A 14,078-nucleotide genomic window follows, 5' to 3' on the forward strand; every position below is an offset into this window, starting at 1 on the left:
AGTAAATAATATAAATGATATAGTCTTCTCCACCTGCCCGATACGGGACGAACGATGGGACACCGCGATGGGCGGAAACCTGATTTCTCTCTCCCGCTGGCGGGTCTCTCTGCGGCTGTGGTTTCAACCGCTTCTCCCGATAGTGGAGATGGAGAAGACTCTTATTGTTTACTTCAACACCTCTATGGCGCGACGCATTCGCGCAAGGGTTTCATCCTTTCCGAGGAAGGTGCTGATTTCGTACATATGCGGACCTTTTCCTTCACCAACGAGCGTCAAGCGCCAAGCGTTCATGATGTTGCCCATCTTATAATCGTTCGCCGTTATCCAAGCGTTGACGGCTGTTTCCTGCGTTTCTTGTGAGAAATCGGGCAACTGTTCGAGCAAATCGGCCAATTCTGTCATACATTTTGCCGAATCTTCTTTCCAGCGTTTCTTCACCGTTTTCTCGTCATATTCGGTTGGAGCAACGAAGAAGAAGCGGCAGAGTGGCCACAGTTCCTTGATGAAGTGGACTTTCTCTTTCATCACATCGACCACCTTTGCTACGCGCTCCATCGGGGCTTCGATGCCGTTCTCGCGAAGTATCTTGTCGAAGCTCGGAGCCAACTTATCGCTCGACGTGCTAAGGAGGTATTCGTGGTTGAACCATTGTCCTTTCACATAGTCGAAGCGGGCGCCGGATTTGGAGCACTTCGTGATGTCGAACTGCTGTATGAGGTCGTCCATAGAAAGGATTTCCTGATCGGTGCCAGGATTCCACCCTAAGAGCGCCAAGAAATTGATGACAGCCTCAGGCAGATAGCCACTCTCGCGATAACCGGAGCTGACTTCGCCCGTTTTGGGGTCGTGCCATTCTAAGGGGAATACGGGGAAACCCAGTTTGTCGCCATCGCGCTTACTGAGCTTTCCGTTGCCCGTAGGTTTCAGCAGTAGCGGCAGATGGGCGAAACGCGGCATAGAGTCCTGCCAGCCGAAAGCTTCATAGAGCAAGACATGGAGCGGTGCACTCGGGAGCCACTCTTCGCCACGGATCACGTGGCTAATCTCCATGAGGTGGTCGTCCACGATATTGGCGAGGTGGTATGTAGGCAGTTCGTCAGCGCTTTTGTAAAGCACTTTATCGTCCAAGATACTGGAGTTGATTTTCACATCCCCGCGAATGAGGTCGTCAACGTGAACTTCCACGTTTGGCTCTATCTTGAAGCGCACGGTGTACTGCGCGCCGTCGGCGATGAGGCGTTCGGTTTCTTCCTGTCCCAGTGTGAGCGAATTGCGCATCTGCATACGCGTGGAGGCGTCATACTGGAAGTTGCTGATTTCTTCGCGCTTCTTCTCGAGCTCTTCGGGCGTATCGAAGGCGATATAAGCCTTTCCTTCCGCCAGCAGTTGCTCCACATATTTCTTATAAATGTCGCGACGCTCGCTCTGGCGATACGGCCCTTTATCTCCTCCGAAGCTAACGCCTTCATCAAAGTGGATGCCGAGCCATTTGAAGCTCTCGAGGATATAGTCCTCTGCTCCAGGAACAAAGCGGTTGGAGTCGGTGTCTTCTATGCGAAAAACGAGTTCTCCTCCGTTTTGGCGAGCGAACAAATAATTATAAAGAGCGGTACGTACGCCGCCTATATGGAGAGGTCCGGTAGGACTGGGTGCAAAACGCACGCGGACTTTCTTTTCTACCATGTTTCTTTCAGTATTTTTATATTTACTTGCAAAAATACATATTTAGAATTAAGAAAACAAAAGATGTGCTTCCTAATATGTCTTTTTGACACATAAGGGATATAAACGTGCTGTCAATTTGCCCAAATATCCACATTGGAAAGTCTTCACAACTAATAAGTTCTTTTAAGAACTGTAAAAGTGAGTGAACACGGGCTTTTTCCTATCTTTGTGCCGTTCTTTCTTATCTCAGTAGTAAGAAGAGGACTTTTTGAGAAGAAAATCAATAGAATAATCCATCATAAAAATAAAATTATCAAGTATGAAAAAATTCCTTACAGTGTTCCTCTGCATGCTTATGAGCATCAGTATGGCAACGGCTAAAACGCCGAAAAAGAAGCAGGTAGTTACCAAGACGTATGTCACTGACATTCGCTGCGAGAATTGCGTGAACAAAATCATGAAGAACATCGAGAAATTAGGTAAAGGTGTTCAAAACGTGAATGTGAATCTCGAAAAGAAAGAAGTGGATGTAACTTACGATGCAAGTAAGACCAACGACGCTAACATTATCAAAGGCTTCTCCACAATCAAGGTGAATGCTTATCTGAAGGGTCAATGCGTTAAACTTGTTAAGTGTGAGAAGGATGTAGCTAAGAAGTGTGGCGATTGCAAGAAGAAAGCAGGCAAATGCGAAGAAGAAGCTGAACACTGCGATAAGGCTGAAGCTCAAAAGACAGGACACTGCGACAAGCAGGCTGGCGCTTGCGACAAAAAAGCTGGTCATTGCGACAAAGCCGAAGCTAAGAAGTGTGACGGCAAAGGTGGCAACAGCGAATGCAAAGACAAAGCTGGTCACTGCGACAAGCAGACTGGCAATTGTGACAAGAAAACTGGCCACTGCGACAAAAAGGCGGGCGAATGCGATAAGAAAGCTGGTCACTGCAAAAAAGCTGCAGCTAAGCAGTAAGTAGAAAGAAACAGAAAGAAAAGATGTGTTCTTTTTCTTCCCCATGGAAGAAGTGATTAGAAACATCTTGATGAAAAATTGAAAGCTCCCTCCATCTCTCACACAAGGGAAATGGAGGGAGCTTTTTATGTAATTCTCGAATAAGTCCTATGAATTGGATCAGAAATAAAATGTGCTGAAAATTTAACAGAATCTATTTCTCTTAAATCTTGAGAAAATTTCCAATCTGCGCCATCTGCGGAATTTTGCGAGCCATTTTTGCTTCCTTGGAAGGGAAAAGTCGTGCGAAATCCTGCAAGTGGCGCAGATTTTATAAGGAAGCCTCTCCTTTTCGGCCGTTTTTGGCGAAAACCATCCTTATCCTCTCCGTCAGTTTCCTTATTGTGTCAGCTGGCTTCCTTATTCTGTCGGCCGACAGCCTTATTGTGCCGGCGGATGCAATAAGGAAATCGGCGCACAGAAAGGTTGCTTTCTTCGCTCTCTCCCTTTCGTGCTCGATTTTGAGGCGTTTGTGGAAGGGGAAAAGTAGGAAATCTGTTGATAATTTTAGCCCACGAAGGAGCACGAAAGGGGCGAAGGAGCACGAATCAGTATTGGTTCTTGGACAGATCGGACTGGTCTGACCCGTCCGACTTGTCCGACCCGTCCGAGAGCCAAAGCCGAGCACTCCCCCCCTTATGGGGGAGATGGAGGGAGCTCTTCCCCTGACCTGCTTGTGCTTCTCAACAACTGCCAAGAACTGCCGAAACATAAATTTATCCTTTCTGGCGGACCTTTTTCTTAAAAACTATGTAAATTCGCAGCAAGAATCAATTTGTCAGCAAGATGAAAGTACTATTGGTGAACACCTCGGAGCAGACAGGCGGCGCGGCCATCGCAGCGTCTCGCTTGATGCACGCCCTAAATAACCACAACGTGCAGACACATATGCTCGTGCGCGACAAGCAAACGGACAATCCGAACGTTATCAAGGCTCGGAATCCGCTGATGCGGGCTAAGTTTGTGGCCGAACGGGCTGAGATATTCGCCATCAACCGCTCACGCGAGAACCTCTGGGCTATCGATGCGGGCACACATGGTATGGACATCACTAAGTTGCGCGAATTTGAAGAAGCAGACCTCGTTCATCTCCATTGGATAAACCAAGGGATGCTTTCCTTGGGCGATTTGGCAAAAATCCTCAAGACGGGGAAACCCGTGGTATGGACAATGCACGATATGTGGCCCATCACAGGCATTTGCCACCATGCCAAAGAGTGTGAAAACTGGCTGTCGCACTGTCACGACTGCCGACTGCTGATGCGCCCTAATGAGCGCGACCTTTCCTACCGCGTGTTTGAAAACAAAATCAACACTTACGCGCAGGGGAAAATACATTTTGTGGCGTGCAGCGAATGGCTCTGCAAACTGGCTTATCAAGCTCCGCTGACGAAGGGTCACGAGGTTGTGAGCATACCAAACGCCATCGACACCAACTTCTACGTGCCAGGCGACAAGCAGGCGGCGCGCGAACGCCTCGGATTGCCGCGCAACAAACGCTTGCTGCTCTTCGTGGCGCTCAAAGCTACGGATAAGAACAAAGGCATCGACTATCTCATCAAAGCCACCCACATCATCGCCGAACGATACCCGGAATGGATCAGTCAGCTGGGAGTGATTCCCGTGGGCCTTGAAGCCGACACGCTGAAAGACGCGTTTGCTTGCTCCTGCTTCCCGCAGGAATATGTGAAAGACGCAGCGCGCATGCGCGACCTCTACCAGGCGGCCGACCTTCTTGTGATGCCCACGCTGATGGACAACCTGCCCAACACCATTGTGGAAGCGCAGGCTTGCGCCTTGCCGTGTGTGGGTTTCAACATTGGCGGCTTACCTCAGATGATTAAAGACGGCCTTAATGGCTACTTGGCGCGCTACAAAGATGCAGACCACTTCGCAGAGCTTACTCTTGGTACGCTCATCGACGAACATTACCAGAAGTTCTGCCTACGCGCGCACCAAATGGCCGAGAGTACATACAGCGAGCAGGCTGTGGCCGAGAAACACATACAGTTGTATGAATCGGCATTGGCTTCCAGCGCGGTCGCTATATAATAAGACACAACGCGGCGCAGAGGCCGTGGGAGGACTCCTCCATATTTCTTAATCAAAAAACATAGCATCGTTAGCCCATTGGCTTTTTATCCGAAACGTTAGAAGCAGAAAAGGGCTACTCATTTATATATATGGCTCGACAACCCCTAAAGATAACGGTCATTACAGTGACTTACAACGCTGGCGCACTTGTAGATAGAACGTTTAACAGCGTAGAGGAACAGGACTATCCTTATGTGGAACACCTCGTTATTGATGGTAATTCCACGGACGATACGTTGGAGAAATTCCATCACTATATGGAGCGTAACTCCAATGCGGCCGTGCGCCACGAACTCAACTGCCTCAGCGAGAACGACTACGGAATTTACGACGCCATGAATAAGGGGCTGGCATTAGCTACAGGTCGCTACATCGTTTTCCTAAATGCCGGCGATAAGTTTCATGCAAAAGATACGCTCTCTTGTATTGCCCGCGCCATACAAGATGAACAAAAGCAACCGGCCGTGGTTTATGGCGACACGCACATTGTGGACAGCTTCGGCAATCTTCTACACCGCCGCCGACTCACGCCGCCAGAAAATCTGTCGTGGAAAGATTTCAACAACGGAATGCTGGTGTGTCATCAGAGTTTCTATGCCCGCGCCGACTTGGCTAAGGAGCTGCGCTACAATCTGAAGTACAGATTTTCGGCCGACTTCGATTGGACCATCCGCATCATGCGCGAAGCGGAGCGCCGCAAGCTCACGCTGCTCAATTCCCACCTCATACTGACCGACTACCTAAGCGAAGGCATGACCACGCGCAACCGCCGCCGCAGCCTCTTTGAGCGTTTCCGCATCATGACCCGCTACTACGGCCTGGGCACTACCGTAGCCAAGCATCTGTGGTTTGTTATTCGCGCCTTGATTCACTAATGATGCGTATGAAACCTTTCACCAAAGAAGAGGCCTACAACTGGGCAGCAACGCGCTGTGCGCTGAAAGAATACTGCCGTATGGAACTGGCGCAGAAGTTTATGCAGCGCGGACTTTCGCGCCCCGACTGCGAGGATGTCCTTGAGCAACTGGAGCAAGAAGGCTTTGTGGACGAAGCTCGCTATGCCTGCGCCTTTGTTCACGATAAGACGCTCTACGACCATTGGGGACGTATGAAAACGCGGCAGGCTTTGGTGGTGAAAAATATCAGCAACGAGCATATCGAACAAGCCTTGGCCACAATCGACGAAGAGGAGTACCGACAGATACTCCGCAAACTCCTACTGACAAAAACGCCCACCATCAAAGCCGCAACCGACTACGAATGCGCACAAAAGCTCCTCCGCTTCGCAGCAGGGAGAGGTTTTGAGGCCGATTTAGTGTTTCGCGTGATGGGAGAAGACTAACGAAAAACACAAGCCGCAGAGGCATCGGCCATTCTATTCCCTACCGCCGCCCCATAATGCTATCATGCAAGCACATCTAAGAAAAAGAGCCACGAATATGCTTTCTTTCTACAGCTGCAAAGAGAAATAGAAAAATTATCCACCAATAATCTTTCTCATCTCTATATAGTTACAAAACTTTTCTATAAATTTGCGCGGTCGGAAAGACAAATGCCTTTCACGGCATTATTGGCGGGCACAGTCCGCTTTCATTGAGTGTCAACAATATTACCAAACCAATCCGAAGCTATGCGCAAATTCTTAGTTTCTCTTTTCTTTGCAGTTATCTGTGCAACAGGAGTTATGAACGCTCAGCTGCCGTCCGTCACGCTGAAGGACATCAACGGCAAGACAGTACAGACCGATACGCTTTCAAACGGCGGAAAACCATTTATCATCGACTTCTTCGCCACTTGGTGTAAACCTTGCAACCGAGAACTCACCGCCATCAGTGAAGTGTATGAGGACTGGGTGGCAGAAACAGGCGTGAAACTTTTTGCCGTCTCTATCGACCAGGCGCAGAACATCAACAAAGTGCGCCCTCTCGTTGACCAACACGGATGGCCCTATGAGGTGCTGCTCGATCCAAACGGTGACTTCAAGCGCGCCTTAGGCATACAGATGATTCCCTATGTCATCGTGTGCGACGGAAAAGGCAACATCGTTTACAAACACAATGGCTACACGGAAGGGGCCGAGGCGGAACTCATTGAGAAAGTCAGAGAACTCATTAAATAAAAGATAGCGACTTCCACAATATGAAAAAGAAACATTTGCTTCCAGCTGTTGCACTCTTGGCCCTACCTGTGTGTGCACAAGAAATGGAAAACGATGGACACTATAATCCCTCGCTGAGCGGTAGTGTGCAGAGCGATATGCTTGTCCCACAAGGCACGCAAAGCGATGGTTCTCACGAGAACTTCCGTACGAACACCTACTTGGACCTCAACTTCATGAGTAAGTTTCTGGATGCTGGCGGCCGCTTTTCCTATCTGGATCATCCGCTACCAGGATTTGAGAAAGACTTCAAAGGCTGGGGCGTTCCCTACTTCTATCTGAAAGCAAAATTCCGCAATATGGAAGTGACGGGCGGTAACTTCTACGAACAGTTTGGTTCGGGCTTTATCCTGCGCACCTATGAGGAGCGCTCGCTCGGTATAGACAACTCGCTCTTTGGTGCACGAGCTATCGTGAAGCCTATCAAGGGTGTTCGCCTGAAAGGTCTTGCGGGCCGCCAACGCCGCTATTGGAACTACAACCACGCTTGGTTGGCTGGTGCGGATCTCGAACTTAGCATCGACCAGTGGGTGAAAGCGCTGGAGCAGAGCGGCACTTACTTAACGCTCGGTGGCTCTTACCTGAACAAGCGCGAAGGAGCCGACGAGGACGGCAGCGTCTTTTACGATGCAACCCATAAACTGAATTTCCCAACTTCGGTCGACGCGTGGGATGTTAGGGCTAATCTGCAAAAAGGACCTTTCAGTCTCTTGGCAGAATATGCCCAGAAAACACAAGATCCCTCTTTCGATAACGGATATATATACCGAAAAGGATACGCCGCTATGCTATCGGCGTCCTACTCAAAGAAAGGTTTCAGCGTGCTGGCTCAAGCCAAGCGCACAGACAATATGTCGAGCCGCTCGCGCCGACAAATGAACGGCTCGTCGAGCTTCATCGACCACATGCCGGCATTTGCCTACGAACACACCTATACGCTGGCGGCACTCTACCCCTATGCCACACAGTTGTCCAAAGGCGAGTGGGCTTACCAAGGACAAGTGGGCTACAACTTCAAACGTCGCACGCTGCTGGGAGGTAAGTATGGCACGGGTCTGCAAGTAAACTTCTCCCACATCCATTCCATCGCCAAAAACGCGCATGGTCTCGCAGGAATTGCTGGAACTCCTGGCGGTCGCGGTACTGACGGCTACGGCTCGGCCTTTTGGAAATGGGGCGACGAGACTTATTACCAAGATTTCAACGTTCAGCTGGATAAACGCCTCACGCGCAACTTCAAGCTACACTTGATGTACATGAACCAGCTCTACAACAAGACGGCTGTAGAAGGCGAGGGCGGAAAGATACGTTCCAACATCTTCGTGGCAGATGCCAAGTACCAGTTCTCACCTAAGACAACGCTACGCGCAGAAGCACAATATCTCACGACGCCAAACGATGAAGGCGACTGGGCATTTGGACTGCTCGAACTTTCGTTAGCACCTCACTGGATGTTTACGGTAAGCGACGAATACAACGTGGGAAAAACTCACAAACACTATTGGAACTTGCTGGCAACCTATAATGTAGGCTCTCACCGCATCCAAGCTGGCTATGTACGCACACGTGCTGGCTACAACTGCTCGGGAGGTGTTTGTCGCTATGTCCCTTCCTACCAAGGATGGACCGTTTCTTACAACTACAACTTCTAATCTCCTGAAGGATAGAAACCGCGCATTTATGAAAAGAACATTATTATATATAATAGGAGCTATGCTGCTGTTCAGCGCCTGCTCTACACAGATTGACGAAGAGCATCGACTCACCTACGTGAAGCCCGCAGCTGTGGGCAAAAACGTTCTGCTCGTCGACTTCACAGGGCAGCGCTGCATCAACTGCCCCAAGGCCTCCCACGAGATTGAGAAAATCCAGAAGCAGTATAGTGCGGACACGGTTATCGCTGTCGGAATGCACTCCGGACCGCTTGGATTCCGTGGCAACGCAAAGACTGTGGGCCTTAGCACTACTACGGGCGACAACTACTACCGCCAATGGAACATCGAATACCAGCCGCAGGGCGTTATCGACTATCTGGGCAAGAGCGACTATACGGCGTGGGCGGGCATCGTCCACGAACAGCTCAAGCAGACCGCTCCGCTCAACATTAAAATTGATGCCAAGACCAACGGCACAAGCGGCAGCGGCACCATCTCCCTCGAAGGCCTCGACGGAAGCATACAAGGCAAGCTGCAACTTTGGGTTGTTGAAGACAGCATCACCGCAATCCAAATGATGCCTGATGGAACAACGAACCGCAACTACCTTCACATGCACGTTTTCCGTACTGCCGTCAATGGCGAAGCTGGAGAAGCCGTCAACGTGAAGGAGGGAGAAACCACTACCATCAACTTCTCCACCGATTTTGCTGCAACATGGGTTCCGCGCCACCTCTGGCTCATCGCTTTTGTGTACAACGACCGCGGCGTACTTCAAGTGAAACGTTCAGCTTTTAAGACAAACTAAACAACCCCATACTATAACTCATCGCTCTATCAGAGCAAATCATCCACACACCTAAACACTAAAACAATACGTCTATGAAGAAAATTTTTACGCTTATTTTAGCTCTCTTTGCAACCTATAGCGTGAGCTACGCACAGTCGGGCGCCGACGAACTCGACGAGACTTTCAAATTCGTTACCGCAGACGGGACAGAAGTACCTAATGGTTCTACGTGGACAGTCAATGTAGCTGAGCAGAACGACTTTGGTACCACACAAATAAAGTCAGGCCTCTTTCTGAAGAATACCCTCGGCGAAAAGGTAGGTGCACAAGTGACGCTCGATGTAAAGAAGATACCAAACGGCAATTTACTTTTCTGCATGCTTGGCAACTGTAGTTCTTACGATACAGTCGGCTTACAAACCAAACAAGGCCGTTTGAACGAAAACGCAACGGACGACTTACAACTTGAGTGGGAACCAACGGCCTACGAAGAGTGTGTTACCACGCTGCACGTTGATGTTATCGAAGCCGTTGAAAAGGATGTAGAAGGAAGCAAGCAGATTGTCTACGGCGACGTTATAGGTAACGGTCCGACAATCACAGTAAAGTTTGTCTACGCTGATCCTACTGGCATCCACTCCACCACCCACGACGGAGCAAGTGTAGTGGCACGCTACAACGCCCTTGGACAACGCCTCAGCGCACCGCAGAAAGGTCTAAACATCCTTGTCCTGTCCAACGGCAAGACTATCAAACAATATCAGAAATAAAAAAGAAACTGACTTGCCAAGCATTTATCGCTCTGGCAAGTCTTTGTTTCATCCTATCATCCCTATAAATCTCATGAGAAAATATACTTTCTTCCTGTTAGCTGCCATGTGCGGACTGCCCGCTCTTGCGCAGTTGCAGCAACTCCCCACTAACGAGCAGAACAAAGCGGATCTGACTCAAATTGTCAGTCTCCAATCGTCGGCTAAAGCCCGCGCGATTTCGCCCAAAGCCCTCAAACCCATCACTACAGAGCCCGTACTCACACAGCCCGAGGGAAAGCTCGTCAACGCAGCTTGGTACGGCAAAGGTTTCTACCCCATCAGTGGCTACAGCCGTATCTTCTCCCACGAAATGGAAGCACGCGCTACGACCTATGTTAATCAAGGCGACACAGCCATTTGGATAAAGAACAGCCTCACCGAATATGAAGGCGAACAAGGTTGGATTCGCATCAGCAAGGTTGATGATAAAGGCAACTGGGAACTTCGTACGCCGCAAGCCATCATGATTCGCACAAACTCGAAGAATGAAAAGAAAACATTCTACGTTACAAAACTCGGCGGCAGTACTCCTGCCACGGTCAACGAGCGCGGCTATACAGTAGGTAATAACTTGAACATACGTTTCCGTATGGACAACAAAGGCGTTCTCTCCCAGGTAACGACAGACGGCTCCGAGATTCTTGGTCTAACCGATGGAGATGGCACGTGGTATCCCTATGGTAGCTATGGCTATAAGTATATTGCCAACGAGGATACGCCCGTGACGAAACCAGCCAATCTGGAAGTGACAAAATACGTCTGGGCCAACACCATCAACAAGCAAGGCTCTGAAACAATCCATACTTTTGTCAACGTGGGCTATTCAGGCAATGACATCTACATGAGTTCTCCCGCCGACACCACGCTGTATTTCAAAGGAACAATCTTAGGCAACAAAGTTATCTTCAAGTCGCCCCAATTCATGGGTGTAAGCAAAGAATACAACCGCCTGCTCTATTTCTCTGGCGTACGCTTTGCATGGGACGATAACAGCCCTGGAGGCTACAAAGTAAGCTTCATCACTGGCGACATCATCTTCGACTACGATGCTATCTCCCATACATTTGTTCTTCCGAAAGAGTATGCCATCGTTGCCAAAGTCTTCGGCCACGACACCTATAATGTCTACGCTTCTCCCAGCCTGCGCATCTATCCTTTCGTTGAGAAAGCCGCCACGCCACAGGCTCCACAATTCTGGAAGCCCGAGAGAAATTTCCGCAACTATACTTACGATGAGCGCATCCAAAAAGGTATCGCACAAGTACAGTTTATCATCTCTCCGCACGACGTAAACGGCGAATATATCAACCCAGACTCAATGTACTACCGCATGTATGTGGACGATCCCGAAACGCCTTTCACATTCGACAAGATTGACTACCCTGCGCTTCCGGAGGACGAAATGACGGAAATCCCCTTCTGGTTCACAGACAAAGAGTACATCATGGGCTACACCAATACGCTCCGCCTCCTCTTCTTCTTCACCGAGGTGCAGGACTCTATCGGTTTCCAGAGCGTCTATAAGGGCGGTGGCGAAACGCGCGAGAGCAACATCACCTGGTATAAGCTCCCGAAGAGCACCTCTATACAAGGCGTTCAGAATTCCAACAACGGCAGTCCAGCCAAGGTCTACTACGATCTCTTGGGCCGTCGCCAGAAAGGACTTCGTAAGGGTATCAATCTCATCCGTAAGGAAGATGGTAGCGTAGAGAAGGTTATCCAGTAATAAATGATTGAGTGAACAGTCATAACCTTATGACCACCATAGGTTCTCCGACTTGCCAGACCGGTTTCTCTTGTCTGACAAGTCCGAGAACTTTCCCTGCTCTTTACCCACTCTTTCTAATAATCAAAACATCAAAGATATGAAACAAATAAGACTTTATTCCATCCTCTTGGTGCTTGCCTTGCTGTGTACAGGCTTCACATCTGCAACAGCACAAAGCAGCAACCCTCTCGTTTATGGGTCTTACGAATCCGGAGCTACCACCAGTTGGGGCACACTCAAGGCCGAAAACTGCGGTGTGGCTATGCAGCTCAAAGATCCCTCCCTTGTTGGTCTCACCATCACTAAGGTACGCATTCCTTTCGATGACGAAGCGAAAAACTTGGGCCGTGGCGCTCTTTTCCTCTCAAAGGAATTGAAAGTAGAAAAGGGCGCAACCTCCACTGATATTCACAATGTGGCCGACATCTTAGTGGACAGCTTTATCATCAAGGCTGGCTGGCTCGACATCACGCTCTCTCAGCCCTACACCATTACAGAAGACGGCGTTTTTGTGGGCTATACTTTCAGTGCCAATAAGAATGGTCTGAAACCCGTTATAACTGTTGATGTTGCCTCTGAAAACAATCTGTGGGTATTCTCTAACCGCACCTACAAGAAATGGAGCAACAAGAGTCAGCTCTTGGGCAAATCGCTTGCCATGCAGGTTCTGCTGACAGGCGCACCCACCAATGCTGCCAGCGTGAGCTTCGCCAGTTCCACCACACAGCTCAACGCTCAGCCCAAAGTAAACCTCACCATCACCAACCATGGTACGGCGAAGATTAGCTCTATCGACTACACTTACGAAATCAATGGCATTTCTCAAACAGCCCATAAAGCGTTCTCGCCAGCTCTGTCCGCTCTCTTCGGCAAGACCGCCAATTTCGACATCACCTTACCCAAGATGACGGTGAAAGGCGCACGCACGCTGACAGTGACCATCAACAAGGTCAACGATCAAGCCAACGAGGACAAAGCTCCTGCCGACGCACACGACTTAGCCGTTTATTCAGAGATTCCCAAGAAGCGCGCATTATTGGAAGAGTACACCGGCACTTGGTGTGGCTGGTGTCCCCGCGGATTTGTTGCTTTGGAAATACTTGAAAAGGAGCTCAAGGAGGATTTCATTGGTGTAGCCTACCACAGTGGAGACCCGATGGCCTTTACAGGCGATTTCCCCATCGGTGTAGACGGTTATCCCAGAGCTTCCCTTGATAGAGTTGAAAACTCTCTTGACCCATACGGCGGCAAGTCAGGCGGCGGTTTCGGTATGAGAAGAGATTTGGCAGAAAGAAACAAGATGTTCACGCCGGTAGCTATCAAAGTGGAGGCTTACTTTGAGGATGAGGCGCAGACCGTTATCAAGACACGCAGCACCACTTTCGCACCGGTTGATTTGAAAGATACAAAATTCCAAGTATCCTATATCCTCGTGGCCAATGGCTTGACCGAAGCAGGCGATCCTTATCGCCAAGGCAACTGGGCACAGAAAAACTATCTGCCAGGTATGAGCGCTACTTATCCTGAACCAGATTTCAAGCCTTTCACTTCAGGTGGCTCTATCGTCACGGGACTTACTTACAACTTCGTGGCTTGTGCACGTTCCAGCAAATATGGCATCGCTGGCAGTCTGCCCAAGGAAATGACAGCCGATGTGGACTACACGCACGATTATCGCTTCAAACTGGCCCTGGCAAAGAACACTTCTGGGCGCGAAATCTATCAGGATAAAAATAAGCTGGAAGTAGTGGCTTTCGTCATTGATGCCAACACCAAAGCAGTTATCAACGCTTGCAAGACAAAGGTTCAGTCCTATGCTGCACATACGGGTGTGACCGACATCACTACTGCCGGCAGCGAAACTCCTGTTGCTTACTACAGCGTAGACGGTAAGCGCCTCAACGCTCCCCAGCAGGGTATGAACATCGTACGCCTTAGCAACGGCACATCTCGCAAAATCTTCATCAAGTAAGTTGCACGCTTAGCAACCTGCTTTCCCTCATAGCGCCCAGCTCTCTAAGTTGGGCGCTTTTCTTTTGCCACGAGCAACATTTATAATGTTTATTTAGACACACAAAGAAGCAAAATAACATAAAACTAAAAAAATCCTCTAAAGATATGCATCCA

General features: G+C 49.4%; 11 protein-coding genes. 10 read left to right on the forward strand and 1 reads right to left on the reverse strand.

The window, feature by feature from the left end; translation table 11 throughout:
- Positions 1-168: 168 nt before the first annotated feature.
- Positions 169-1,686 (reverse strand): glutamate--tRNA ligase, encoded by a 1,518-nt coding sequence (gene gltX / locus FHS60_RS03070; RefSeq protein ID WP_183694812.1) that lies wholly within the window; start codon positions 1,684-1,686, stop codon positions 169-171.
- Between the two features lie 301 nt (positions 1,687-1,987).
- Here gltX and FHS60_RS03075 point away from each other — a divergent pair, with 301 nt between their 5' ends.
- The 10 genes from FHS60_RS03075 to FHS60_RS03120 all read left to right on the forward strand — a co-directional run bounded on the left by FHS60_RS03075 (position 1,988) and on the right by FHS60_RS03120 (position 13,923).
- Positions 1,988-2,635 (forward strand): heavy-metal-associated domain-containing protein, encoded by a 648-nt coding sequence (locus FHS60_RS03075; RefSeq protein ID WP_183694814.1) that lies wholly within the window; start codon positions 1,988-1,990, stop codon positions 2,633-2,635.
- Positions 2,636-3,460: 825 nt separating this feature from the next.
- Positions 3,461-4,726 (forward strand): glycosyltransferase, encoded by a 1,266-nt coding sequence (locus FHS60_RS03080; RefSeq protein WP_183694817.1) that lies wholly within the window; start codon positions 3,461-3,463, stop codon positions 4,724-4,726.
- Between the two features lie 131 nt (positions 4,727-4,857).
- Positions 4,858-5,643, forward strand: a complete 786-nt coding sequence (locus FHS60_RS03085; RefSeq protein WP_183694821.1) for a glycosyltransferase family 2 protein — start codon at positions 4,858-4,860, stop codon at positions 5,641-5,643.
- Between the two features lie 8 nt (positions 5,644-5,651).
- Positions 5,652-6,110 carry a regulatory protein RecX gene (locus FHS60_RS03090; RefSeq protein WP_244957412.1) on the forward strand — a complete coding sequence of 153 codons (459 nt, stop codon included), beginning with the start codon at positions 5,652-5,654 and terminating at the stop codon, positions 6,108-6,110.
- A 288-nt stretch (positions 6,111-6,398) separates the two neighbouring features.
- Complete coding sequence (locus FHS60_RS03095; protein WP_009347539.1) at positions 6,399-6,887, forward strand: TlpA family protein disulfide reductase; 489 nt, start codon at positions 6,399-6,401, stop codon at positions 6,885-6,887.
- A gap of 20 nt (positions 6,888-6,907) precedes the next feature.
- Positions 6,908-8,578 carry a DUF6029 family protein gene (locus FHS60_RS03100; RefSeq protein WP_183694827.1) on the forward strand — a complete coding sequence of 557 codons (1,671 nt, stop codon included), beginning with the start codon at positions 6,908-6,910 and terminating at the stop codon, positions 8,576-8,578.
- 28 nt (positions 8,579-8,606) lie between these two features.
- Positions 8,607-9,389 (forward strand): Omp28 family outer membrane lipoprotein, encoded by a 783-nt coding sequence (locus FHS60_RS03105; RefSeq protein WP_183694830.1) that lies wholly within the window; start codon positions 8,607-8,609, stop codon positions 9,387-9,389.
- A gap of 74 nt (positions 9,390-9,463) precedes the next feature.
- Positions 9,464-10,141 (forward strand): hypothetical protein, encoded by a 678-nt coding sequence (locus FHS60_RS03110; protein ID WP_183694835.1) that lies wholly within the window; start codon positions 9,464-9,466, stop codon positions 10,139-10,141.
- 73 nt (positions 10,142-10,214) lie between these two features.
- Entirely contained in the window at positions 10,215-11,909 is a 1,695-nt protein-coding gene (locus FHS60_RS03115; protein WP_183694838.1) for a hypothetical protein, read from the forward strand.
- A 139-nt stretch (positions 11,910-12,048) separates the two neighbouring features.
- Positions 12,049-13,923 (forward strand): thioredoxin family protein, encoded by a 1,875-nt coding sequence (locus tag FHS60_RS03120; RefSeq protein ID WP_183694840.1) that lies wholly within the window; start codon positions 12,049-12,051, stop codon positions 13,921-13,923.
- Positions 13,924-14,078: the final 155 nt, after the last annotated feature.

Origin of the sequence: Alloprevotella rava, from assembly GCF_014195585.1 — a bacterium.
Classification (GTDB): domain Bacteria; phylum Bacteroidota; class Bacteroidia; order Bacteroidales; family Bacteroidaceae; genus Alloprevotella; species Alloprevotella rava.